Origin of the sequence: Pantoea sp. E2023-21, assembly GCF_051302795.1 — a bacterium.
In the GTDB taxonomy this organism is placed as follows: domain Bacteria; phylum Pseudomonadota; class Gammaproteobacteria; order Enterobacterales; family Enterobacteriaceae; genus Pantoea; species Pantoea ludwigii_A.
Window position 1 is genome coordinate 3,375,816 of the sequence record NZ_CP195344.1, and the last position, 24,854, is coordinate 3,400,669.

Here is a 24,854-nt window from a genome sequence, read left to right on the forward strand (position 1 = left end):
AGAATGCGATGGTTTAATAATCAGAATTTTCTCACCGTCTTTTAATGTGTGTGATATATTCGCGGAAAATTCCCTCCCGTTTTTACAGGCTCTGATCATGAAGAATTACGACGATCTGCAGCGTTTTAAAGAGAAAACGCAGACGCTTGACATCGCTTTTAAGGATATGTCCGGTCAATCGCAGGAAGCCGATCACAGTCAGTGGGCATTACTGCGCCAATTGACCACCGATCAAGAGCCTGACTTAGGCAGCGGTCAGCGAATCGATATGCTCCAGCCGCATCCCATTAGCGGTGATGAATTTAGCGCACCGCCGGAGCCCGCTCAGGCGGCACCAGCCAGCACGTCGCGCGGATCGATTCTCGACAGTTTAAGCACAGCTGCAGCCGCACCCCCGGCGAGCAGTTCATCGCTGTTTCCACCCGCGAAATCTGCCTCATCGGCTATGCCGTTAGCGCCGAAAGCGACGCGGGTGGAGCGCCAGGCCGCAACTTCACTCTTTCCGCCGGCGAAACCTGCCGCTGTGCCGATTGAGCAACCTGCTACTGTTGCCACGCCTGCGCCGATCGCGCCTGCACCTGCACCAATACCCACCTTTGCTGCACCGGTTGAACCGGCACATGCGGCAGCGTCTGCACCGTCCCGTTTTGGTGCTCTGTTCCGCTCGCGTCCAGCGGAGCCGGCTAACCTTGCCAAAGAAACACCGTTAAAACCGCTATTGGAGAAGATTGCGCTATGCCGTTAGTTTGTGTGTGCTCGCCAAAAGGGGGAGTAGGGAAAACCACCATGGCGGCCAACCTTGCGTGGAGTCTGGCTCGCGCTGGCAGCAAGGTATTGGCAATCGATTTTGATGTTCAGAACGCCCTGCGCCTGCATTTCGGTGTACCGCTGAATGATGGTCGCGGCTTTGTGGCGCGCTCTGAAGATCAGGCCGACTGGAGCCAATCCATTCTGACCACTGGCGGCAATATTTTTGTCATGCCTTATGGCGATGTCACCGAAGCGCAGCGTGAACGATTCGAAGAGAACCTGGTAAAAGATCCGCATTTCCTGAAGCGTGGATTGGACACAGTGCTGAATTATCCTGGACTAGTGATTATTGCCGATTTTCCTCCAGGTCCGGGTCCTGCGCTTAAAGCCATGACTGCACTTGCCGATATGCATTTAGTGGTGATGTTGGCCGATACCGCCTCGGTCTCTTTACTGCCGCAAATAGAAAATGATCGCATGATAGGTCAGCCACTAAATAATAAACATGGTCATTATTTTGTCCTTAATCAGAGCGATAATCGCCGCAATATTAGCCGTGAAGTCACGGAATTTATGCAGCAGCGTCTGGGTGAAAATTTATTAGGCGTGGTACATCGCGATGAAAGCGTCGCGGAAGCCAATGCTTCGCAACAATCTGTTTATGATTTCAGCCCGGCTTCTGCCGCCGCGTTTGATATCGAATTAGTGGCGAAACGCGTAGCTAATATCCTGAATATAACCGTGGGTAACGGTGAAGTTCAGGCACCGATTCGCAGCCATAATTAATAATGAGGCCGTAACCGGCCACATAAAAACAATACAGCTCCTTCAGGGTGAATCATGAGTAAACTCGGATTTTACCTGCTGCTGCTGGTGCTTGCACCGGTAGCAGCGGTAATCGTCATCACGCCTATGGACAGCCAGAAGCAATATATATTTGGCTTAATCAGCATCGGGATGATGTTTTTATTGGGCTTCAGCAAGAGCCGAAAAATAACCGTGGTGATGGTTATCCTTTCTGCGCTGATGTCGACTCGATATATCTGGTGGCGCACCACCGCGACGCTGCAGTTTAATTCAGAGATTGAAGCGATTCTGGGTATCGGCTTATATCTGGCTGAACTCTACGTCTGGCTGATCTTAATTCTCGGCTTCCTGCAAACGACCTGGCCATTAAAACGCACCATCGAACCCTTGCCGGATGATACCCGCCTGTGGCCGACGGTTGACGTCTACGTGCCGACCTACAACGAAAGCCTCGACGTGGTACGTGATACCGTGCTGGCGGCGCAGTGTATCGATTACCCGCGTGACAAGCTGAAGGTCTATTTGCTGGATGACGGCAAACGCAGCGAGTTTGCGGTATTTGCCGCCGATGTGGGTGTGGGTTACATCACCCGTGACGACAATAGTCACGCTAAAGCCGGTAACCTCAACCACGCCATGAAGATCACCAAAGGTGAGCTGATTTGCATCTTCGATTGCGATCACGTGGCCACACGCACTTTCCTGCAGGCAACGGTGGGTCCCTTCCTGAAAGATCCGAAGCTGGCGCTGTTGCAAACCCCGCACTACTTCTATTCACCGGATCCGTTCGAACGTAACCTGCGCGCGGCGCGCAGTATCCCGAATGAAGGTTCGCTGTTCTACGGCCCGGTCCAGCAGGGTAACGATAACTGGAATGCCACCTTCTTCTGCGGCTCCTGTGCGGTGATACGCCGTAGCGCGCTGGAAGAGATTGGTGGTTTTGCCGTGGAAACCGTGACCGAAGATGCACATACCGCACTGAAAATGCAGCGCCTTGGTTGGGGTTCCGCCTTCCTCGCGATTCCGCTGGCCGCTGGTCTGGCAACGGAACGTCTCGGCCTGCACGTAGTGCAGCGTAACCGCTGGGCGCGCGGCATGACGCAGATCTTCCGCGTCGATAACCCGCTGTTTGGTCGTGGTTTGAAGTGGCAGCAACGTTTGTGCTATCTCAACGCCATGCTGCACTTCCAGTTCGGCTTGCCGCGCGTGGCGTTCCTGACGGCACCGCTGGCGTACCTGCTGTTTAACCTGAACATTATTCACTCGTCGGCATCGCTGATTTTCGCCTACGTTTTGCCGCATCTGGTGATGTCGCTTTACGTCAACTCGCGCATGAACGGCAAGTTCCGCTACACCTTCTGGGGCGAAATCTACGAAACCGTGATGTGCTTCCACCTCATTATCCCAACGCTATTGACCATGCTGGCACCCAAGCGCGGAAAATTTAACGTAACGGATAAAGGTGGCTTACTCGATCAGGGGTTCTTCGACTTCCACATTGTGCGTCCACACGTCATTGTCGCGGTGCTGCTGTCGATTGGCATTATCGCTGGCGTGGTGCGCGCCACCGCGCATGACTACTTTGGTGTCGATCCTTACGTTATTGCGCTTAACGTTGGCTGGGCGGTGTTCAGCCTGATTATCCTGATGGCGGCGATTGCCGTGGCGCGTGAAACCAAGCAGGTGCGCAAAACCATCCGTATCGAGGTGCAAATCCCGGCAGTGATTCACTATGCCAGCGGCATCTCTTCACGCACGCAAACCAGCGATCTGTCGATGGGCGGCGCGCAGCTGGATGCGCCGGACAATCGGCACGAGCAGGATGAAATCGAAGAGATCGATCTGCTGCTGAAATCGGGCACCATCACTATTCCGGTCAGTAAAATCTCCGGCGATGAAGAGAGTATTCGTCTGCGCTTTGGCGATATGCCGCTGTCGCGCCGCCGTGAGCTGGTGCGCGTGGTGCTGGCGCGTGCCGATGCGTGGATTCAGCCCGAGTACAAGCAGGACAACCCGCTGGTTTCACTGGGCACCATTATTCGTACCGTATTTGAGCTGTTCTGGCTGACTTGGAAAGATCGCCGTGAGAAGCGTAAGCGTGACAACCCGCCCGCGGTAAAAGAGGACAGCGCTGCATGAAGAATTTGACGCAAACGTTGCTGGCAAGTTCGCTGGCAACGGCGCTGCTGCTCGCGCCAGCGTGGGCCGAAACCCCGCCAGTCACTCAGGATAGCTCTGTACTCTCTGATGTGCCGCCACCGCAAGGCATTGAAAGCGCAGCCGATCAGCAGCTGCAACAGGCGGCAGGCGCTGCTCCGTACGCGCCAGCGGAAACCGCTGCGCCAGCAGAGCCTGAGGCAGCGCCAGAAAGGGTGCTGCCAACGGTTACGCCAACCGCACCGGCGGAAATGCCAGACACCTCTTCTGTGACGCTGCTCAACCAGCCGATCAGCAGCACTGTTTCGGTGGCGCAGATGGGCCAGCCGCGCGGCATTACGCTCACCGGCGGTCAGCTGCAATCCGGCATCGTGTTTACGCTGCCAGGCGATGAAGTGATCACCAACGCGCGCCTCAATCTGTCGTTGCGCGTCTCGGCGGCACTGGCAGCGCGTAACACTTCGCTGCAACTGATGCTCAACGGTCAGCCGCTTGGCACCTTGCCGCTCGGCTCCAGCGACAGCGATGTCAGCGACTACCAGCTGGATATTCCCGCGGCGATGGTGGTGGCGAGTAACAACCTCAGCTTCAAGATTAACGATGCCGATAAGTTGCTGTGTGAGAAAGAGAGCGCGCAGCAGTATCAGGTAACCATTTTGCCCAAAACCACGCTGAGCCTTGAAGGCCAGCAGCTGAACATTGGCACCAGTCTGCGCAACTTCCCGCGTCCGTTTATCGATGCGCAGCGCATGACGCCAGCCAGCGTCACCTTTGGCTTTGCCGCCAATGTCGCGCCGGATAGCATCAGCGCGGCTGTGCTGGTGGCATCGTGGATGGGCATTCAGTCGGATTATCGTGGCATCCGTTTCCCGGTGGTGCGCGGCGATCTGCCTGAACACAACGGCATTCTGATCGGCCATCCGGGCGATAAGATTGGCACCGTGACCTTGCCAGCGACCAACGGTCCGCTGTTGCAGGTGATCGATAATCCCAACAATCCGATCTATAAACTGCTGTTGGTTGTTGGCGCGAACGACGATCAACTGCGTCAGGCCGCCAACCGCTTAACCACGCAGCCGCTGGCCACCGATGCTAACAGCCTCACCGTGCAGCCGCAGCCGATTGGCGTGCGTAAACCTTACGACGCGCCACGCTGGATCAACACCACGCGTCCGGTGCGCCTGAGCGAACTGCTGCGTAAAGATCAGAGCCTAACCACTACCGGCATCTGGCACGATGCGCTGCGCGTTAACTTCCGCGCCGCGCCGGATCTGTTTATGTGGGATGGCGACACCATTCCGGTGGAGCTGCACTATCGCTTCCCATCAGAAAGCTGGATTGACGAAAACAACTCCTTCCTTAACGTGACGATTAACGGCACTTTCCTGCGCAACCTGACGGTTAACAAAGTCGGCTTGCTGGAAAGCGCCTGGCATCGGCTGGGCGGCGATGCGCGTCAGGAGCATTACACCCTGAAGCTTGAGCCGTACCTGATTTACGGTGACAACCAACTGGCGCTTTATTTCAACATCAAACCGAAGGCGGACGCACCGTGCGGCGTGCTGCTGAACAACAACATTAAGAGCCGCATTGAAGAGGATTCGTGGATCGATCTGAGCCATACGCGCCACTTCACCATGCTGCCAAACCTCTCTTACTTTGTCGGCGCCTCGTTCCCATTCTCACGTCTGGCGGACTTCTCGCAAACCACGCTGCTGCTGCCAGAAAAACCGAGTGATGCGGAGATCGCCACGCTGCTGGATATGGCGTCACGCGCCGGTAACGCCACCGGCGTGCCGCTGCTGCAGAACCAGGTGCTGTTTGGCCTGCCGAAGGGCGGCACCCATATGGCGCGTGTGCAGCAGAGCGATTTGCTGGCGGTGAGCACCACGCAGAACAACGACTTCAACCAGACGATGCTGGCCAACACGCCGTATGAAACCAGCGGCAATACGCTGGGCGTGAAAGAGCCGAACACCTGGGACAAGCTGCGCGGCTGGCTGACCGGCGACTGGTATCGTCAGCAATTAGATGCCGATCGTTACTTCTCGTCTAACGAAGCGTGGCGCGGCTTTGTCAGCTATCGCTCACCGTGGAACCCGGATCGTCTGGTGGTGATGACGGTGGCGACCAGCGATCAGCAACTGCTGCGCCTGCATGAAGACCTGAATTCTGCGCGCATCAACGCCGGTATTCGCGGCGATACCGCCATCATCACCGATGAGAACGGCATTCGTAGCTTCCGCGTCGGCCCGCAATTCCCGAGCGGCGAAATGCCGTGGTACATGATGGTGGTGTGGTATGCCAACCAGCACTCGGTGCTGATGGCGTTGGCGGCATTCCTGCTTTCAGCGTTGGTCGGCGGTGGTGCCTGGGTGATGTTGAAACGTCATGCGTGGCGTCGTCTCAACCCAAAAGTTGATAGCAAGTCCGGCAAGAAGTAAGGATTAAAATAATGAAAAAACACCTGTTAAGTGCCGGTATTCGTTCTGCCCTGATTCTGGGTGGGGCACTGACGCTCTCTCAGCCGCTGCTGGCGGCGGAGAGTAGCAATCCTGCGTTGCAGGCGCTGTTCGATCAGGCGGCTTACTGGCATCAGAAAGCGCATGACGATCTGGCAAAAGCGTCGCTGCAGAAAGTGCTGATGGTTGAGCCGAACAACACCCAGGCGCTGTATCTGCTGGCGCTCTATTCGCAGCAGAGCGGTGGCACGGCGGAAGCGGCACAGTGGCGTGCGCGCCTGAGCGCGGCGTCGCCGAACGATCCGCATCTCAGCGAGCTGGACAACGCGCGCCAGCTGCAAACGATCCCGCAGGCGCAGCTGCAGCTGGCACGCCAGCAGGCACGCAGCGGCAACATCGCGGCGTCGCTGCAAACCTGGCGTAATACTTTCAGCGGCAACGAGCCGCCGCCGAGCGTGGCAGCCGAATATTATCTGACCATGGCGGGCGATCGTTCGCTGCTGCCGCAGGCCGTAGAAGCGCTGCGTCAGTTCTCTGCCGATCACCCGCAGGATACCGGCGCCAAACTGGCGCTGGGTAAAGCATTGACCTATCAGGAATCGACACGCCGTCAGGGCATTGATGTGCTCGGTAGTCTGGCTGACGGGAATAAAGAAGCCGACCGATCGTTGCGTCAGGCGCTGCTGTGGCTTGGTCCGCAGGCATCGGATGCGTCACTGTACCAAACCTGGCAACAGCGCCATCCGCAAGACAACGCGGTGCTGGATTACTACCGTAAAAACGTCGGCGGCGCCGAGAAGGGCGCGGGCTTTACCGCGCTTAACAGCGGTGACGTCAGCAACGCGCAAAACAATTTTGAGAAAGTGCTGCAAGCCAACCCGCAAGATGCGGATGCATTAGCCGGTATGGGCTATGTCGCCCAGCGTGCCGGACGTTATGCCGAGGCGGCGGATTACCTGACGCGCGCGGCGCAATTAGGTGGCGATCAGAGCGATACGCGCCAGAAACAGGCCGCCGATGCGCGCTTCTACGCGCAGCTAGCGACCGCGCAGCAGGCGCTGAAAAATGGCGACAGCGCGCAGGCGTTGGCGCTGAGCGAGCCGCTGGCGCAAGCCGAAGGCGAGAAAGGGGTATCTGCCAAACTGTTCCGCGCTGACGTGCAGCGTCGCAGCAATCAGCTCGATCAGGCGGAGCAAACTTACCGCGCCATCCTGCAAAGCGATGCAGACAATCGTAGCGCCAAAGAAGGCCTGTTCTATGTGCTGCGCCAGCAAAACCGGAGCGCTGAAGCGAATACGCTGCTGGCATCACTGCCTGATAGCGTGCGTCAAAGCGTGGCACCACGCGGCAGCAGCACCGATCCGATTCGTGCGCAGGCCAGGCGTGAAGTGGCGGCGGGCAATAACAGCGCGGCGATTGCCACGCTAACCAGCGGCATTCAGCGCTATCCCAATGATGGCTGGCTGCGTCTCGATCTGGCGCGACTCTACCGCGCACAGGGCAATAGCATGATGGCGGCAAATATCATGCAGCCAACCCTGCGTAGCGGCGCCAGCACCACGGAACTCTATGCGGGCGCGTTAAATGCCAGCGAAAGCGGCGCCTGGCAGCAGGCGAGCCAGTTACTGTCGCGCATTCCTAACGGCAGCAAGAACAGTGCTATGCGCGAGCTGGCGCAGCGTGTGAACTTCAATCTGCAGATGGCCACCGCCGATCAGTATCTGGCGCAGGGTTCGAATGCGGCGGCGGCCAACACCTTGCGTGCGCTGGCAGCAACACCGCCAGCTAATCCGGTTGATGCCGGTAATTTGGCAGAAAAGCTGGCGAAAGCGGGCGATCTCACCACTGCGGTTTCCGTGGTGCGCAGCAACCTGCAGCGTGGCGTTCAGGGTAACGCCGGTGATTACGCTGCGCAGGTGGCGGTGCTGAATCAGGCCGGTCTCAACACTGAAGCGCAGAGCTTCCTCAGCAGCCCAGAACTGCAGGCACGCAGCACGCCAACGCAGCTGGCGGGCATTCGCAACGGCTATGTCATTAACGAAGTGGATCGTCTGCGTGAGCAGAAACAGTATGCCGCCGCTTATGACAAGCTGGTGGGCGCGCTACAGCACGATCCGCAGAACCGCGATCTGATGTTCGCCATGGCGCGACTGTATCAGTCCGGCAAGATGAACAAAGAAGCCGGCGTAGTTTACGACTACCTGATGACGCAGGACACCGCGACCCAGGACGCGCGTACCGGTGCTATCAACGTGGCGCTGGCACAGAATGACGTCAACAAAGCCAATACCTTAACGCGCGGCCTGCGCAATGAGCAGTCGCCGGATCGCTTGCTGCTGTTAGCCCGCGTGGCCGAAGCCAACGGCGAACACAGCCAGGCGATGAGCTATTTGCGCACCGCGCGCGGTCAGCTGATTGGTCTGCAAGGCGCAGAAACGGGCAGCGTGCCGAGCGTTGGCGGGTTGGCATTAGCCGACAATCCGTTTATCAATCGCGGCACCTCGCCAGTGGGACGCACGCCATCCAGCTATGGCGCGGTGATGCCGTGGCAGTCGGCACCGGCGGCCACCAGCAGCGCCGCAGGCGTGACGCTAGCGAGCAACACGCCTGCCGTGCAGCAGAGCCAGACGCTGCGCCAAATCGACAACATGATGGATGATCTGCAAGAGAAAACCGGCACCTGGGTGCAGGGGCAAATGCAGGTGCGTGGACGCGATGGCGAATCGGGTTTAAGCAAGCTGACCGAAGCCAAAGCGCCACTGACCTTCTCCACCGTGCCGTTTGGCGAATCGCGTTTCGATTTCACCATGACGCCGATTTCCCTCACCGCAGGCAGCGCGGGTGGCGACGCATGGCGCCGTTTCGGCACCAACGCGCTGGAACAGGGCAAAGTGGTGGCGGCAGGTGGCGCGAAAATTGATGATGTACCTAACTCCTCTACTGATTCGCAATCGGCGACCGGCGTGGAGCTGAACATGGCGCTGAAGGGCGACAGCTACAAAATCGACATCGGCAGCACGCCGCTCGGCCAGGACTTGAGTACGCTGGTGGGCGGCGTGCAGTGGTCGCCGAAGCTGACCGACTTCCTGACGCTGATCCTCACCGGTGAACGCCGCGCGATGACCGACAGCCTGCTGTCGTATGTCGGCGTCGAAGACAAAACCAGCGGTAAACGCTGGGGTCGCGTCACCAAAAACGGCGGTAACGCCTTGCTGAGCTATGACAACGGCGATGCCGGTTTCTACGTCGGCGGCGGGGCGTACAGCTATATCGGCGAAAACGTGGCGAGCAACAACAGCGTGCAGGCCACGGCGGGTGCCTATGTGCGTCCGTATCACCTTGACGATCGCGAGCTGAAAGTCGGCATGAGTTTGTCGTGGATGGATTACTCGAAAAACCTCAGCTACTTCAGCTATGGTCAGGGCGGTTACTTCAGCCCGCAGAACTATGCGTCGGTGTCGTTCCCCATCGAGTTCAGCCGCAAGTTTGACGATCTGAAAGTGAATGTCGGCGGTTCGGTGGGTTATCAATCCTACAGTCAGGATAAGAGCGACTACTTCCCTAACAATCCGTCGTTGCAGGCGCAACTGCAAAGTCTGGCCGATCAAGGCTATGTGCAGAATGCGGTTTACAGCGGCGACAGCAAAAACGGCATTGGCTACAACCTGCATGCCGGTGCGGATTACAAGATTAACAAAGATGTCACCGTGGGCGGTCAGTTAGGCTACGACACCTTTGGCGATTACAACGAAAGCACAGCCAATCTGTACTTCCGTTACCTGTTCGGAGATTACTAATGAGTGAACAAGTGGCAGCACGCGTCAGCCATCCGCATCAGCCGGGCTGGTTTGATCTGGTGAGCGCGATGATTGAAAGCATGCTGGACAACGCGGGCGAGGAAGCAGAAGGCTTCCTCAACGGGGTCGGCGTATCGCTGGCAACGCGCTATCCTTTACCAGAAGCGCGCACCGTGCAGGATCTGGAGCGTGAAATGAATTTGCAACTGGCGCGATTTAACTGGGGCTTTGTGCAATTACAGCCGCAGGAGAATGCCATTCTGATTCAGCACTATGCGTTGCCTCAGGGCGACAGCAATGTGGGTGTTGAACGCTGGCAGCTGGCATTAAGCGCGGTGTTAGCCGGCGTGTATGCGCAGTGGCTGCAGGCACAAGGTGGCAGCGCGACGGTACCGGTAACGCTTGAGAAGAACGACGGCGGCACGCTGCACTATCGATATCAATAGGATGCTGTAATGAGAGTGATGCGGTTTTGGCGTCAATGGATGCTGTGTTTCATGGTGATGTTTTTTAGCGCTCAGGCAGCTGCAGATGGCTGGAGTACTTACAAAAGCCGTTTTATGGACAGCGATGGCCGTATCAGTGATACGGCAAACAACAACGTTAGCCACACCGAAGGCCAGGGCTACGGCATGTTGTTGGCGGTGGCGCATGACGATCGTGCCACCTTCGATCAGCTGTGGCAGTGGACGCGCACCCATCTACGCAATCCGCAGAATGAGCTGTTCTACTGGCGCTACACGCCAGGCGCTGCCGATCCGATTGCCGATAAAAATAACGCGTCCGATGGTGATGTGCTGATTGCCTGGGCGCTGCAACGTGCAGCGCAGAAGTGGGGCGGTGATTACCAACAGGCGTCCGACCGGATTCAGCGTGCGATAGTGAAGCTGAATGTGATCAGCTACGGCGGGCATAAAGTGATGCTGCCGGGCGCGCAGGGTTTCAATAAAACCAGCTATGTGGTGCTCAATCCGTCGTATTTCCTGTTCGAGGCCTGGCGAGAGTTTGCCGAGCACAGCCATCTGCGCATCTGGAATGAGCTGATTGATGACGGCATGGTATTGCTGAGTGATATGCACTTCGGCAAAACCGGCCTGCCGCTCGATTGGGTGGCGCTGAATGCCGATGGTTCGGTGGCACCGGCGGTCGGCTACTCTAACCGCTTCAGCTATGACGCGATCCGTATTCCGCTGAACATCTGGTGGTACGATCCGCAAAGCCTGCGGCTGGTGCCATTCCAGCGCCTGTGGCAAGGTTCGGCGCGCATGACCACGCCCGCCTGGTATGATGTGCTGGGCAACACCCCCGCGCCATACAATATGGAAGGCGGGCTGATCGCGGTGCGCGATTTAACCCTGAATCAAACTCAGTATCTCAACGACAAGCTGGCAGCGGATCAAAACTACTTCTCCGCCAGCCTGCAGCTGCTCACCTGGATGGCGTATCAGGAGAAGCGTTAAGTCTCATCTTTGACCTGGTCGCCATGAATGGCGACCCTACAAAAAACTGCACTTCATCCGTAGGGTCGCCATTCATGGCGACCTATACGCTTTACCGCCATTTATTTCATTTCAAATCTATTACGGCCTTTGTCTGAATCTCATTTCAATGCACGTTTAATCCTTCATTGTAGGGATCTGATCAATGCACGCCCATTAGCGTCTATGCAAATTTGTCATGCTAAAATGTATAGACAAAAGTGTATGGTAAAATGTATACGGAACTTGAATTCGAGTGGGATCTCAGCAAAGCGGAATCGAATTACCGCAAGCATGGCATTCGCTTTGAAATTGCCGTGCGAATATTTGACGATCCTTTTCATTTATCTAATCAGGATCGTTACGAGAATGGCGAGTATCGCTGGCAATCGATAGGTAGTGTTATGGGACACATCGTTATATTGGTGGCACACACGGTCCGTTTTGAGCAGGGCACCGAGATTATGCGAATCATCAGTGCACGTCCTGCCACGCGCAATGAGAGGAGGCGTTATGAGCAAGGTTAGAGTTAAACGTAGCGAATTACCGGCGTTAACCGATAAACATTTATCTGAGCTGGAAGCGCTGAGTCAAAAACCAGATTGCGAGATTGATTGCAGTGAAATTGAGCCTTTAGCCGAAGGGTTTTGGAACACATCTTCCAGCGGGCGATTTTACCGTCCGATTAAAACGCAGGCTTCAGTCAGAATTGATGCAGATGTGCTTGAGTGGTTGAAAGCGCCGGGAAAAGGGTATCAGACGCGTTTAAATGCCATATTGCGGGCAGCTATGCTTCGTGAGTTACAAAGTAAGTAGCAGCCTCACGGCCACTACTATTTAAAATCCGCATACGGCGTGAGCGGCTGCGGAGGCATGTCCATATCGCCGTTCCAGCCGGACATAGAATAGCGCATAAAAATCAAACCGTGGCTCGGGGTGTAATCCTTCGCCTGCTGAATATCCATCGCCAATCCTACTGACCAATGCGGCGTAATGCGGCGCTCCACCAGCGCCTGCAGCGTATAACCAAACCCCCTTCCCGAGCTGCTGTCTGAGGTGGGATTCGACGCCAGCGCAAAGCCCGGATTGACCGGATAACGCTGCTGACCATCGGTATGCGATTGCGACCAGGAAACCGAGCCGCCGAGGTCAAATGACCAGTTGTCGAAGCGCTGGCGATAGGTGACCGGCAGCGACAGCGAGAAATACTGCTGCGGGCTGTAATAGCCGCTCTGGCCGAAGGTATAGTCGCTGAGGTCTTTCTGGTAATGCCACAGCATGCTGTTCAGGCCAACGGTGGCGCGGCGATTGTCTTGATTAATCAGCTTGTAGTAATAACCCGCCATCAGGCGTTCGCGGCTGTTATCCGCGACGTTTTCACCGCTAAGTTGATGCGCACTGAGATCGGCCCACACGCCATGCGCGCCGCCTTGATCATAACTCAGCCCCAGCGCGCCGCCGGTTGCGACCACGCCGCCCCAGGTTTTGCCGCCGTTAGCCGCGGGATCGCGTGCGCCTGCGTACGCCAGCAGCGAGCTGGAGATCGGTCGCCGTGATGCAGTGAACGTCAGGCCAATGTCATTGACGTCGGTTTTCCAGCTGACACCGCCGACCCAGTTGCGGGTCTCAAAGCCGAGCGGCGTAGTGCCGAGATCTGCCGACCAGCGATCGTTATGCCAGCCCACGCCCAGCGCGGTGCCTTCATCACGCTGCGTAAAGTCGCGGCGACAACCGCCGGAATTGTCATCATTACAGCTGCCGAACTGCGCGCTGTGGCTGCCGTTCTCGGTGGAGAAGGTGCCCGCTGAAACCAGCACATGATCTACGCGCACAAAGCTACGCCCATCTGCCAGCGGCGTTTCCGCCTGCATCATGGTGGTGTGTGCGGTGAAATCGGAGGTGCCGCCGTTGCCTTTATTGCGCGAGTAATCCTGCTCGAGGGTGAAAGTGGTGTCTTGCTGGCGATAAAGATCGGCGGCGTCGCTGCGGATGCTGCGTTTTAGCCAGTTATCCTGCACCTGATTGCGGGTTAACGCCGTATAACGATCGCTATCCTGCGGCACATCCGGGCTGATGCCGCTTGCAGCCATCGCCAGCTGATAATCCAGCTGCGCTTGTGCGGATTGGTGCAGCTGGGTTTCCAGCCGCGCCGCGTCGCGGTACACCAGCGCTTTTTCCTGTGATGGGGCTTGTTTCGCCGCTTGGGTTTTCAGCTCAGCAAAAATCTGTTGAGCACGAACTGCATCGCCACTGTTTTGCCAGGCGAGCGCCACGCGCCGACCGCTGTTTACACTTTGCCGTGCCACGCTCGCTGGTAAGGTTTCTAGCGAGCGGCGCGCTTCCGCTGTGCGGTGCAACGCCAACTGTGCTTCGATGCGATCCAGCGCCTCTTCGCCGCGCGCCAATACTTTCTTCTGCTCCAGACGGTTGGCCAACTCATGCATATTGCTGTCCCAGCGCGCGGTGGGCAGGCGATGTAAGGTCGTTAGTGCGGCATCATCGCGGTCGACGGAAGCCAGCCACAACGCAGATGCATACAGCGCTGCCGGTTCATGTGGATGCTGGCGCACCATTGCGTCCATGATCTGCGCACCCTGAGTTTCTTCGCCGCCATTGCGCAGCGCGCCAGCCAGTCGATAAGCCAGCCAGATATCATCGGGATTCGCCTGCGCCAGCTGGCGATATTTCTCCGTAGCCTGATGCCATTGGCCTTGTTGCGCCAGCGCATCGGCTTCGGCCATCAGCGCATCGGTGCGCAGCTGTACCAGACGACTTTTCGCCGTGCTATTGCTGCGATCCAGCCGCAGCGCCTGCTGCCAATAGTTTTCTGCCTGAGCGCTGTTTTTCCGCGCCTGCGCCACATCGCCGAGACCAACTAACGCCCAGCTGTCACGATTATCCAACGCTTGCGCGCCGCGATAATAGCGTTCTGCCGCGGCCATATCGCCGTTTTTCAACGCCGCATCGCCGTTGTTGATGGCCAGCCAATAACGGCTGGTTTGCAGCAGTGACTGCCACTTGCCGATTTGCGTGCTGGCCTGGCCGGCCTGAATCGCCTTCTCCAGCCAGCGAATAGCGGCGGTGCGATTGTTGGCCCGCGCCTGCGCCTGGCCCATCGCGCCCATCAGTTCAGCATCGTTTGGATTGGCTTTTAGCGCCGCATTAAGCGCGGCAATGGCATCCGCGCCGCCGCCGGCATCCACCAGCGCTAAGCCCTGCATACGCTGACGATACGCCGGATCGGCGAGCATTTTTTGCTGACGTGCCAGCTCTTGCTGACCGCGCTGCTGGGCATCGCCTTCGGTAAAGGTTTGCAGATATTGCTGCAGGCTGGCGACACTACGCTCGCTCACCGGCTGATTCTGGATTTGCTGCAGCCACAGCTCGGAGGCGGCATCGCGTCCGCCGTTACGATTCGCGAGACGGCGCAGCTGCGTGAAGGCTTCTCCTGGCTGATTGTTATCAAACGCCATGCGCGCCAGCTGCAGTTCTACGCCGATGTTGCCGGGATAGCGCAGCTCCAGCGCCTGCAACTGTTGATACGCCTGCGGTTGCTGGCCGGGTAGACGCGCCACCAGTCGCCAATACTCCAACTCGGTATTCACATCCGGGAACACGCCGTGGAACAGCGCATCCCACGCGGTTTTGGCGTCGGCGAGGTGTCCGGCAGTGGCCAGTAATCGCGCCTGCTGCAGCTGTTGACGACCTTCCGTGGTCACCAGACGCAATCCGGCTGCGGATTCGTGCGTGGCGGCAGCATTCGATGCCACGCGCTGCAGTTCATCCAGCAGTTTTTGCGCTTTGTCCTGATCGCCCTGACGCAGCGCCATGCGGATTTGCGCCGCCAGCACCTGCGGATTATCCGGATCGATTTTCTCCAGCCGATACAACGATTGCTGCACCAGATCGAGTTTGTTGGTCGATTCGCCGGTGCGAATCTGCATCAGCAGCCACTCAACCGGCGCAACCTGTGGACCGATTGGCGCGGCAATCGAACTTGCCCATGCCCCGAGCGTGCTGCCAATCAGTAATCCCAGCCGCAGCTTATTCATCGTCATCCAGCTCGGCCAGACGGCGACGGCTTACCATGCGCATCAAGCGCCAGGCCATCAGCGCAAACAGCACCACGACAACGACCGCGCAAATCGCCAGCCACACCGGATGCGTCGCCAGCAGATTCCATAAGCGCTCCCACCACGGCAGGTGACCAACGAAATAGGTGTCGCCGACGCGCACGCTGTTCACGCCTGATTCACGGATCACCGTGGCGGAACCGAACACCGCCGCGCGTTTGCCGCTGTCGAGCAGCGCGTTATTCAGCAATTCCCAGCCGCGCGGGCTGTCGGCCAGCAGCGCCACGACGCTACGCTGATCGTTGAACGGCGACTGGAAGCCGATAATGGCGCCCATCGGCCCGCGTGAGCTGATGGTGGTTTGGCTTTCCACTGCGCGTTCGCTGGCGGAAACCGGCACGTTAGCCGCCGCATTTGATCGCGCGGGCATGCTGATCCAACTGCGTGCGGCATCGGCCAGCAGCGGGATCTTCGTATCGTCCTGCAGATCCTGCGGAATGCCGCCGATCATTAGCACATCGGCATCGGTTGCTTTCGCCTTGCTCCAGTCATCGCTCATCTGCACGCGCAACGCGGGATAGCCGGTTTGCGCGCCGATGCTGCCCAGCGCATTCAGCATAGTGGTTACTTCGTCTTTACCCGGCTTCGGCTGCACCAGCACCAGCGTTTGCGCCAGATCGGCGTAGCGGCTGTAAGGGAAACCGGCGTTGGCGAACGCACCCAGCGACGGCATTTCGATGTAATGACGATAGCCGGAGAAATCGATGCTTGAGGTATCGTCGATAACCACGTGATGTCCCACCGCGGTGACGGTTTCGCAGCGGCCATCGGCGGTACCGCCAATAAAGGTGTTGGCGTAATCAAAGTTGAAGCGCAGCTGATTCACGACACCGAGGCGCAGTGCCGGAATGGTCAGCTGACGATTGCTGTCCTGCAAACCCTGCATCAGCGGAATGTGCATCAGCTGTTGAGCGGCGGTATCTTTTTGCGTCAGCGGGTAATCCTGCATGAACTGGTTGTTGAGATGCACCGCCAGGCGCGAACCATCCTGCTGAATCGGCGAGGTATAGCGGTAGCGCAGGTCCATATCAATGCCGCGCGCACGCACCAGGAACAGATCCGGCGGCAGATTCAGCGTCAGGCTAATCGGATTTGGCTGCAAGCCGTCGCCCTGCAGCTGGTTTTGATACTGCGTCAGCTCGGCAAAGGTGGTGCGGCGATCGGTGCGTACCCAGTTTGGCGCATCGTAAGCCTCGCGGGCTGCCAGCAGTTTCACGCTGTCGATGGTTGAGCTGTCGCCGCGCAGCAGTAGCTGACCTTGGGCAATGCCTTCGACGGCGGTCAACAGATCGTTGTCATCCCGACCGAGAATCAGCAGCATCTTCTCGTACGGATTGTCCGGCTGATTCACCATTTCCACCGTCGGTTTCTCCACCGGCGGCAAATCTTTCAGGAAGTCGGGACGATGCGCGTTGGTGGCAAACGCCACCGCATGCTGATCGTTGGGGAGCTGGTTATACAGCACCGGGAAGGATTGTCCGCGCCACTGCGCTTTGCTGCCAAACCAGGAAGCCAGAATCCCGGCCGCACGCTGTTGCAACAAATTGGGTTGCGCATCGAACACCATTGGCAGCTGCAGCGGACGGCTGTCGCGCGTATCAAAGAACGGCTCCGGGAAATGCGACAGATCGTTCTGTAGCGGCAGCTTTTGCAGCGTCAAATCGAGTTGGCTGGCTTTGCCGATATCCAGCCAGATGGTGCTGTTGGCCGGGTTTTCACACACGTTGGCGTAGTGACCAACCAGTTCGAGGCGCACGCGGTTAAAATCGCTAATAAAGCGTGGATCGATGGGAATTTGCGTTTGATTCTCTTTGCCGAGCTGATCGGCGGTGACAGTAACCAATCCCACCAGTTCGTCGTTGAGATAGACCTTGAGCTGCGACAGCGTCGGAATCAGCGCCGGCGAGGGACGATAGCTCAGATTCAGCAGCGCGCGCGTCACCACTTCATCGCTGCGCACGCCGAACTCAATCTGGCTGCTCGGTACGGTACCGCGCAGCGTCATGCTGCCCGGCGGCGGTGCGACCTGGTTAAACACCAGCTGACTATCACGCAGCGGTGCGTTGGCATCGACCAGCGCGTTCATCTCCTGCAGCGGCTGGGGTGCGCTCATCCCCCCATTGGACTGCGGCGCGGCCTGCGCCAGAGATACGCAGCCCAGCAGCAGCGCGGTGAACCAACTCAGTTTTCTCGTCATGGTCATATCGTCAACTTAAGTGAAATCGGTATTGATCGTCGCAGGCTGGCGCGCAATACGCTGCGGCAGCAGCGTCGCCAGCCAGCTCACCAGCGCGGTGAGCGCACGGAATAAACGGCGTAGTGGTGCAGGCCCATACTCGGCCAGACGCAGATAGCCTTTAAAACCCAGCACCATAATGTCGGCCAGACTTTGCACCGGTTTATCTTCCGGGAAGCCGTCCTGCCACAGCGCCCAGGTGTCGGCGCGGGCGAAGGTGCACTGAATAAATTCGATGTGTTGGCGCGTGGTGAGTTGATGCAGGCGAATCCCGGCGCGACGGCCAAACACCCGCTGCACCTGACACGGGAAGCTGAACTCTTGCTGACCACGGCGCAGCAGCAGCGACACAGTTTCGTCTTCTTTCAACGCATCGGCCTCGCGCAACTCAACGCCCACGCCGCCGTCGGAGTAGTCGCGCAGTGTACAGGGCACCATATGTCCATCCTCACGCGCGATGGCGGCGGGCATGGCGATCTCCACACGATGTGCTTCGCGGATTTGACGTGCTTCGACGGAAACCGCCACCGCGCCGCCAAGGATAATCATGTTGTAAAGCACCCAGACCAGGCTGACCCAAATGGTGAGCATTTCGTTGGCCGGACCGTAAGCCATACGCCAGAAGGCCATGCCGATACCGGCAATATTCAGCAACACCAGCATCATGTACGGCTTGGTAATCACCCAGTCAAGATGACGTTCCGCCACCAAACCGCCTTTGGCGGTGACGTTGAACTTGCCTTTGTGCGGATTGAACAGCGCCACCGTAGTGGGCCGCGCGATGTACCACGCCAGCACGGTTTCATACACTTCGCTCCAGAACGAATGACGCCAGCGGCCCTGAATACGTGAGTTGGTCAGGCTGGTGTGCAGCATATGCGGCAGTACGTAGATGGCTATTGCCAGTGCGGGTGCATAGATGATGTAGGCGTGGAACAGCAGAAACGCCAGCGGTGCCAGCAGGAAGATCAGGCGCGGAATCCCGGCGAGAAAGTGCAGCATGGCGTTGGCGTAACACAGGCGCTGCACCAGCTTTAACCCTTTGCCGAACAGCGGGTTATCGAGGCGGAAAATCTGCACCATGCCGCGCGCCCAGCGGATACGCTGGCCAATATGCGCCGATAGACTCTCGGTGGCCAGACCCGCGGCCTGCGGAATGCGAATATACGCTGAGGTGTAACCCTGGCGATGCAGGCGCAGCGAGGTGTGCGCATCTTCGGTGACGGTTTCTACCGCAATGCCGCCGATGTGATCCAGCGCGGTACGGCGCAGCACCGCGCAGGAGCCACAGAAGAACGCCGCATCCCAGGTATCATTGCCATCCTGCACCAGGCCATAAAACAGTGAACCTTCGTTAGGCGTCTGACGGAAGCGACCGAGGTTGCGCTCGAACGGATCGGGCGAGAAGAAGTGGTGCGGCGTTTGCAACATCGCCAGCCGATGATCTTTCAGGAACCAGCCCATCGTCAGCTGCAGGAACGAGCGGGTCGGCACATGGTCACAGTCAAAAATCGTCACATATTCGCTACGGCACACCGCTTTCAGTGCATGGTTGATGTTGCCCGCTTTGGCGTGTTCGTGAGTAGGGCGCACCACATAATTGACGCCAATGCTGGCGGCAAACGCGCGGAACTCCTCGCGTGTGCCATCATCCAGCAGATAAATGTTGAGCTTCTCCTGCGGCCAGTCGATGCCCATCGCCGCATAGAGGGTCGGTTTCACTACGCTGAGCGGTTCGTTGTAGGTCGGCACCAGAATATCGACGCTCGGCCACGCGGTAATGTCCGGTGGCATCGAAACCGGCTGACGATTGAGTGGCCACAGCGTCTGAAAATATCCCAGCACCAACACCGCCCACGCATAGGTTTCGGCACCAATCAGCAGCAGGCCAAACGTCAGGCTGAGCGGATCGTCCCAGTTGAGGGTTTCGGTGTAGCGCCACCACAAATAACGGCAGGAGATAGTCAGCGACAAGACGATCAGCATGATGGTGGACAAGCGGCCCGGCACGCGACGCACCAGCATCGCCAATCCCCATAGCAGCAGCACGAAGACGAATTGCGTGGTGATGCCGAAAGGTTGCGAGATACACAACAGCGCCAACAGGCTGGCGACAATCGCCGCCACGATAAACAGCAGCTGGCGCAACCACGCTGGCAGCGCCTGAATACGTTGTTCGCTGCGCTGAGCAAAACGGGTTTGTTCCAGCCGTGCCGGTAGCGCGCCGAGCCACTGATACAGCGGCTCACGCCAACGCAACAGCGGCTTGACGCTGAAACCTTTGCGCGTGCGCTTATCAAGCGGTAATACCAGCATCAGCCACAGGCTTTGCGTGGCGTAGCGTAGCGCATCCAGCGGGCGCGGGCGCAGCGGCGAAATTTGCGGGTAGTAACGTTGACGATGCTGCAGGATGCGCTGCCAGCTGGGTGTTTCCAGCCGCAACAGCGACCAGGCGAGCACGCACCACATGAGATGTAGCGCGATGGTGAAGCGGCCCGCGCCATGCTGATGCGCCAGCTGAGCGCGGCGCTGTAGCGCCTGCCACGCCTGTGGCATCAGCAGCCAGCGTAATGGATTCACGCTGCGCCTCCCGCCACGTGCAGCAGCAGCCAGTTGGCCAGCGTGTTGATCTCTTCACTGGCCAGCGCATGTGGCCGATATTCGCCCACCGGCTGTTTCATCATTAGCGCTTCCGCCAGCGCTTCATCGCGATGAATCACCTGCGGAATCAGGTTTTTCAGCGAACTTATCCACAGCTGGTGCAGATCCTGCTGTAGCTGGCTGTTGGCGTTGAACTGGTTGATCAGGAACAGCGTGTGCGGGGAAAAGCGGGTGTGATGCAGACGCAACTGACAGTTGGCATCCAGTGTCAGCACCTGCAGCAGACGATCGGCGACGGCAACAACGGATCGCTGCCACGGCAATAGATCCGCGGGGAGGTCAAAAATAATCCAGTCGTAGTGCGCTTTCAGGACCGGCAATGCGTGCAGCAGCGGTGCGGCAAATGCTGCGTCGATAGTGTTGATGCTGGCGCGCTGTTGCGCCGTTAGCGCGCCAAACGGCAGAAAATCCAGCCCCGCTTGATAGCGCTGTGCGCACTGTTGCCACGCGTGTTGTTCACACAGCGCGGGCGCCCAGCCCTGAGGACGATCAAGTGGCATATTAAAATGGGCAGCCAGCTGATTTACCGGGGAAAAATCGATAACCAGCACCGATTGCTGCAGCGCGTTGAGCGCCCAGCCGAGCGCGGCGCTGAGGGCCGTGGCGCCACAGCCGCCGCGTAGTCCTTGAAGGGCAATAACCGGCATTAACGATCACTCTCCTGTGCCGCGCTTATTTCACGCAGCAACGGCCAGCGCGCCATAATGGTATTCAGGCGTGCTTCGCGGGCTATATCGATGTAGCGAAATGCGTTGAGAGAAAAGGCGTCACTCAACGCATTAATATCATCGTGTTCTTCAGCCTTGATTGCGATCGGTGAAAAGGCATTTTCATGTTTCATTACTTTTTTGCCACCCAAATTCGACAACGGATGAATTGTGGTTCTATTTTTTGTAAAGTCGGAGCCAAAATATTATTTCAGCAGTTCCCATCGGCGCCGTCTAGATTAAACTAGCCTGGAATGTATCGATCGTGAATAAAAGATGAAAAATCACTATGCGCTCGGCCTGCAACAGCTTCAGCAGGAATTAAATACCCTGCAGAAACCAGGGTTTTACTGGATTACCAGCCAGCGTCAGGAAGATGCACGAGCACTGCTGCGTCAGGTGGTTAGCCAACAAGATGCCGCTACGCTTGTCAGCGCCGACGAGAAACCGCAGGCGCTGCTAACGCCCGATCCGATTGGCGGTCCGGCGCGCATGCCGTTATTTTCGCTGCCGGCCAATAAAACCAGTTTAAAACGGCTAGAGAGTGATTTTTCCCGCGTGCTGAATAGCCGCAGTGGTTTAGTGCTGTTTTATAGTAATGCCGCGTTGTGGGGGAAATTATCGCAGGATGAGCTGGCTATTTGGCTTAAGCGCATACGCCGTTTGTTAACGCAAAAACAAATCACGCTGTTAATGATCACGTCTGGGACAGCAATTATTCACCTGCGTAATCATCTGCAAGCTTATTTTCGCCAGCTTGATGGTCTCGCACATTTAGAATTTCAGCAGGACAGTTGGCAATATCGAATTAACTGGTGGTACGCCGCCAATAAATTACTGGCCGATCGCGCAATCCGTTTGAGTTATGTCGACAATCAATTTATTGCCGTTAATGAAGCGGAACAACATATTCCATTAAGCCGCAACGATGAAAACCAATTCCTGGCGCATGAAGGTGTGCTGGAAGGTGCGCCACCGCTTTCTGTGCAGTGGCAATTATTTAGTGACAATGAAAGCGTATTTTCGCGCGCCCAGCAGGCGAACGCGGCAACCGTCATCTTTAGCCTGGCCCATAATCAAGACATGAATACGCTAGCGAAGATGGTCCATAGTTTGCGGCGTTCACGCGGTAGTGCGCTAAAGATGGTGGTACGCGAAATGAGTACCACGCTGCGCTACAGTGATGAGCGTTTGCTGCTGGCCTGTGGCGTAAATGCCATCGTGCCGACGGCGGCCAGTTTGTCGCGCTTTCTGACCACGCTGGAGGGAATACAGGGCCAGCAATTCTCGCGGCATGTACCCGCCAATCTCAACGCCCTGATGCAGGCGCTTCAGCCACTGCAGCAGAGAGGTTATTTGCCGCTGGAACCGTTTTGTGCGGCGGTGCAGCAGCTAATGAGCAACACGCTGCTGCCGGAAAATGACAAAGGGTTAATGGTGGCGCTGCGTCCGGTACCGCAACTGAAACCCGAACAGATTCTGACGTTGTGCAAACCACGACGTTTTGGCGATTTGGTGACGCTGGTAAACGACCGCCTCTATCTGTTCCTCTCTTCGTGCCGATTTAATGATTTGGATATCGCGCTCAAATCGATCTTCTCTCTGCCGCACGATGAGCTGTTTAGCAACCGCATTGTCTGGTTTGAAGACAATCAGATCGTTTCGGAGGCGGACAACATTCGCCAACTCACGCCGGTGGTACAGCGTGATGTGCAAGCTGATCCCCTTGTCGCCGCACCTGCCAGCGAGAATGCAGCCGCACCGGCTCGCGGCGCACAAACGCCGCAGCCGATTACCCTCAACCTTGATGGAGTAGGACACTCATGACGTTGATGGATTGGGTACAGGTGGCGATCTTGCTGTTATTGATTTTGCTGCTCCTGAAGTCACTGTTTGGACGCGGGCTCACGCGCAGCAGCACCCATCCGCTGCTGCGTTTGTTGCCGACCCGCGCTTTGAAATCCGAAGGGCTGTGGCAACGTAAAGTGAAAAAAACGGATAAACATGGATAACAGATTCACGATGCACGGTGCCTGGTGGCGCGGCCTTGGTGGTTGGAACTTTTATTTTCTGATCAAGTTTGCGCTGCTGTGGTACGGCTACCTCAATTTTCACGCGCTGAGTAATCTGGTGTTTCTGGCGTGGCTGCTGATCCCGTTGCCGGGCGCGCGGCTGCATCGCCTGCGCCAGTGGATTTCGCTGCCGATGGGCTTTGCGCTGTTCTGGCACGATACCTGGTTGCCGGGCCTCAATTCGATCATGAGCCAGGGCAGCCAGCTGGCGGGCTTCTCGCCCAGCTATCTGCTCGATCTTGCGAATCGCTTTATCAACTGGGAGATGATTGGCGCGGGCTTTGTGCTGCTGGTGCTGTATCTGTTTGTCGCGCAGTGGATTCGCGTCACCGTGTTGGTGTCGCTGATGCTGATCTGGCTCAATGTGCTAACGATCGCCGGACCAGCGATGAATTTATTGCCGAGCAGCGCGGCAACGCCGACGGTGAAGCTCAATGCTACGCCGGCGGCGAAAGCGCCAGATGGCCTCGACCAATCCGCGCCGCCCACCAGCGCCAATCTGACCGCCTGGCTCAACCGTTTTTACGACGCCGAGCGTCAGCGATCTACGCACTTCCCAGACGCATTGCCAGCCGATTCGCAGCCATTCGATATTCTGGTGATCAACATCTGTTCGCTATCATGGTCAGATTTGAATGTTGCGCAGTTGCGTAATCATCCGCTGTTGCAGCACTTCGATATTCTGCTCAACAACTACAACTCCGCTACCGGGTACAGCGGTCCGGCGGGGATTCGTCTGTTGCGCGCCAGCTGCGGCCAGAGTTCGCACAGCGATTTGTATAAAGCCACCGATCAGCGCTGCTATCTGTTTGATAATCTGGCCAGGCTTGGCTTCAGGCAGCAACTGATGATGGATCACACCGGCGTGTTTGGTAACTATCTCAAAGAACTGCGCGAAGAGGGCAATCTGCAAGCACCGCTGATGTCACAGGCCGGCATTGCGCCGGAAGTGACGTCGTTTGATGGCTCGCCGGTATTTAATGATGCGCAACTGATGCAGCGCTGGCTCGACGATCGTAGCAAGAGCAGCGATGCGCGCTCCGCGACCTTCTATAATCTGATTCCGCTGCATGACGGGACGCGCGAGCTGGGCAGCACGCGCAGCGCGGACTGGCAGCCGCGCGCCAAAGTGCTGTTTGATCAGCTCGATGCTTTCCTGACCAATCTGGAGAAATCGGGCCGCCGCGTGATGGTGTTGGTGGTGCCGGAACACGGTGCGGCGCTGCAGGGCGACAAGATGCAGATGTCGGGTTTACGTGACATCCCCAGCCCGGATATCACCCATGTGCCGGTCGGCATCAAGTTTGTTGGCATGAAAGCGCCGCACCAGGGTCAGCCGCTCAGCGTCGAGACGCCAACCAGCCTGATGGCAATCTCTGAAATCGTGTCGCGCGTGGTGGATGGCCAGGTGTTTAACGCGCCGAACGTCAATATGTCGGTGCTGACCGATAATCTGCCGCAGTCGCCGGTGGTGTCGGAGAACGATAACGCGGTGGTGATTATGTATCAGGGCAAGCCGTGGATCCGCCTGAACGGCGGCGATTGGGTGGCGTATCCGCAGTAAGTATCGATTTCAAATTTTTCATCTGCCGTA

The 24,854-nt window shown here is 57.6% G+C and carries 17 protein-coding genes; 12 read left to right on the forward strand and 5 right to left on the reverse strand.

The window, feature by feature from the left end:
* Positions 1-97 precede the first annotated feature (97 nt).
* From bcsO to ACRQ84_RS15935, 9 genes are all read left to right on the forward strand, one after another.
* On the forward strand, positions 98-745 hold the full coding sequence (gene bcsO, locus ACRQ84_RS15895) for a cellulose biosynthesis protein BcsO (protein ID WP_483816557.1): 648 nt from the start codon (positions 98-100) through the stop codon (positions 743-745).
* Complete coding sequence (bcsQ, locus tag ACRQ84_RS15900; protein WP_483816558.1) at positions 736-1,536, forward strand: cellulose biosynthesis protein BcsQ; 801 nt, start codon at positions 736-738, stop codon at positions 1,534-1,536. Before bcsO ends, bcsQ (ACRQ84_RS15900) begins: the two co-directional genes overlap by 10 nt.
* Positions 1,537-1,590: 54 nt before the next feature.
* Complete coding sequence (gene bcsA / locus ACRQ84_RS15905; RefSeq protein ID WP_064738202.1) at positions 1,591-3,696, forward strand: UDP-forming cellulose synthase catalytic subunit; 2,106 nt, start codon at positions 1,591-1,593, stop codon at positions 3,694-3,696.
* Complete coding sequence (bcsB, locus tag ACRQ84_RS15910; protein ID WP_483816559.1) at positions 3,693-6,158, forward strand: cellulose biosynthesis cyclic di-GMP-binding regulatory protein BcsB; 2,466 nt, start codon at positions 3,693-3,695, stop codon at positions 6,156-6,158. Before bcsA (ACRQ84_RS15905) ends, bcsB (ACRQ84_RS15910) begins: the two co-directional genes overlap by 4 nt.
* A gap of 11 nt (positions 6,159-6,169) precedes the next feature.
* On the forward strand, positions 6,170-9,973 hold the full coding sequence (locus tag ACRQ84_RS15915; protein ID WP_483816560.1) for a cellulose biosynthesis protein BcsC: 3,804 nt from the start codon (positions 6,170-6,172) through the stop codon (positions 9,971-9,973).
* Entirely contained in the window at positions 9,973-10,419 is a 447-nt protein-coding gene (gene bcsD, locus ACRQ84_RS15920) for a cellulose biosynthesis protein BcsD (protein WP_064738199.1), read from the forward strand. The genes ACRQ84_RS15915 and bcsD overlap by 1 nt, the downstream gene beginning before the upstream one ends.
* A 9-nt stretch (positions 10,420-10,428) precedes the next feature.
* Complete coding sequence (locus ACRQ84_RS15925; RefSeq protein WP_483816561.1) at positions 10,429-11,433, forward strand: family 8 glycosyl hydrolase; 1,005 nt, start codon at positions 10,429-10,431, stop codon at positions 11,431-11,433.
* Between the two features lie 251 nt (positions 11,434-11,684).
* On the forward strand, positions 11,685-11,978 hold the full coding sequence (locus tag ACRQ84_RS15930; protein ID WP_064738197.1) for a BrnT family toxin: 294 nt from the start codon (positions 11,685-11,687) through the stop codon (positions 11,976-11,978).
* The gene (locus ACRQ84_RS15935) at positions 11,965-12,267 is read left to right on the forward strand and encodes a BrnA antitoxin family protein (RefSeq protein WP_064738196.1); all 303 of its coding nucleotides are present in this window, start codon (positions 11,965-11,967) and stop codon (positions 12,265-12,267) included. Before ACRQ84_RS15930 ends, ACRQ84_RS15935 begins: the two co-directional genes overlap by 14 nt.
* Positions 12,268-12,284: 17 nt before the next feature.
* On the opposite strand, the gene ACRQ84_RS15940 is transcribed toward ACRQ84_RS15935, so the two are convergent.
* From ACRQ84_RS15940 to bcsR, 5 genes are read right to left on the reverse strand one after another with little or no spacing between them, the layout of a single operon-like run.
* A complete protein-coding gene (locus ACRQ84_RS15940) occupies positions 12,285-15,503 on the reverse strand; it encodes a cellulose synthase subunit BcsC-related outer membrane protein (RefSeq protein ID WP_483816562.1) in 3,219 nt (1,072 codons plus the stop codon).
* A complete protein-coding gene (bcsB, locus tag ACRQ84_RS15945; RefSeq protein WP_483816563.1) occupies positions 15,496-17,787 on the reverse strand; it encodes a cellulose biosynthesis cyclic di-GMP-binding regulatory protein BcsB in 2,292 nt (763 codons plus the stop codon). Before bcsB (ACRQ84_RS15945) ends, ACRQ84_RS15940 begins: the two co-directional genes overlap by 8 nt.
* A gap of 9 nt (positions 17,788-17,796) precedes the next feature.
* Positions 17,797-20,400, reverse strand: coding sequence for a UDP-forming cellulose synthase catalytic subunit (gene bcsA / locus ACRQ84_RS15950; protein ID WP_064738193.1), 2,604 nt, complete (start codon positions 20,398-20,400; stop codon positions 17,797-17,799).
* Entirely contained in the window at positions 20,397-21,128 is a 732-nt protein-coding gene (gene bcsQ / locus ACRQ84_RS15955; protein WP_483816564.1) for a cellulose biosynthesis protein BcsQ, read from the reverse strand. Before bcsQ (ACRQ84_RS15955) ends, bcsA (ACRQ84_RS15950) begins: the two co-directional genes overlap by 4 nt.
* Complete coding sequence (gene bcsR, locus ACRQ84_RS15960; RefSeq protein ID WP_483816565.1) at positions 21,128-21,322, reverse strand: cellulose biosynthesis protein BcsR; 195 nt, start codon at positions 21,320-21,322, stop codon at positions 21,128-21,130. Before bcsR ends, bcsQ (ACRQ84_RS15955) begins: the two co-directional genes overlap by 1 nt.
* Before the next feature lie 142 nt (positions 21,323-21,464).
* On the opposite strand from bcsR, the gene bcsE reads away from it, so the two are divergent.
* From bcsE to bcsG, 3 genes are read left to right on the forward strand one after another with little or no spacing between them, the layout of a single operon-like run.
* On the forward strand, positions 21,465-23,015 hold the full coding sequence (gene bcsE / locus ACRQ84_RS15965) for a cellulose biosynthesis protein BcsE (RefSeq protein WP_483816566.1): 1,551 nt from the start codon (positions 21,465-21,467) through the stop codon (positions 23,013-23,015).
* Entirely contained in the window at positions 23,012-23,200 is a 189-nt protein-coding gene (locus ACRQ84_RS15970) for a cellulose biosynthesis protein BcsF (protein WP_064738189.1), read from the forward strand. Before bcsE ends, ACRQ84_RS15970 begins: the two co-directional genes overlap by 4 nt.
* Positions 23,193-24,824, forward strand: a complete 1,632-nt coding sequence (gene bcsG / locus ACRQ84_RS15975; RefSeq protein WP_483816567.1) for a cellulose biosynthesis protein BcsG — start codon at positions 23,193-23,195, stop codon at positions 24,822-24,824. The genes ACRQ84_RS15970 and bcsG overlap by 8 nt, the downstream gene beginning before the upstream one ends.
* The last annotated feature ends 30 nt before the right edge of the window (positions 24,825-24,854 follow it).

Coding starts and splice junctions, on each gene's coding strand:
- bcsG (WP_483816567.1), top strand. CDS start 23,193: ATGGATAACAGATTCACGATGCACGGTGCCTGGTGGCGCGGCCTTGGT.
- ACRQ84_RS15925 (WP_483816561.1), top strand. CDS start 10,429: ATGAGAGTGATGCGGTTTTGGCGTCAATGGATGCTGTGTTTCATGGTG.
- ACRQ84_RS15940 (WP_483816562.1), bottom strand. CDS start 15,503: ATGAATAAGCTGCGGCTGGGATTACTGATTGGCAGCACGCTCGGGGCA.
- bcsO (WP_483816557.1), top strand. CDS start 98: ATGAAGAATTACGACGATCTGCAGCGTTTTAAAGAGAAAACGCAGACG.
- bcsQ (WP_483816564.1), bottom strand. CDS start 21,128: ATGCCGGTTATTGCCCTTCAAGGACTACGCGGCGGCTGTGGCGCCACG.
- bcsR (WP_483816565.1), bottom strand. CDS start 21,322: ATGAAACATGAAAATGCCTTTTCACCGATCGCAATCAAGGCTGAAGAA.
- ACRQ84_RS15915 (WP_483816560.1), top strand. CDS start 6,170: ATGAAAAAACACCTGTTAAGTGCCGGTATTCGTTCTGCCCTGATTCTG.
- ACRQ84_RS15930 (WP_064738197.1), top strand. CDS start 11,685: ATGTATACGGAACTTGAATTCGAGTGGGATCTCAGCAAAGCGGAATCG.
- bcsA (WP_064738202.1), top strand. CDS start 1,591: ATGAGTAAACTCGGATTTTACCTGCTGCTGCTGGTGCTTGCACCGGTA.
- bcsD (WP_064738199.1), top strand. CDS start 9,973: ATGAGTGAACAAGTGGCAGCACGCGTCAGCCATCCGCATCAGCCGGGC.
- bcsQ (WP_483816558.1), top strand. CDS start 736: ATGCCGTTAGTTTGTGTGTGCTCGCCAAAAGGGGGAGTAGGGAAAACC.
- ACRQ84_RS15935 (WP_064738196.1), top strand. CDS start 11,965: ATGAGCAAGGTTAGAGTTAAACGTAGCGAATTACCGGCGTTAACCGAT.
- ACRQ84_RS15970 (WP_064738189.1), top strand. CDS start 23,012: ATGACGTTGATGGATTGGGTACAGGTGGCGATCTTGCTGTTATTGATT.
- bcsE (WP_483816566.1), top strand. CDS start 21,465: ATGAAAAATCACTATGCGCTCGGCCTGCAACAGCTTCAGCAGGAATTA.
- bcsB (WP_483816563.1), bottom strand. CDS start 17,787: ATGACCATGACGAGAAAACTGAGTTGGTTCACCGCGCTGCTGCTGGGC.
- bcsB (WP_483816559.1), top strand. CDS start 3,693: ATGAAGAATTTGACGCAAACGTTGCTGGCAAGTTCGCTGGCAACGGCG.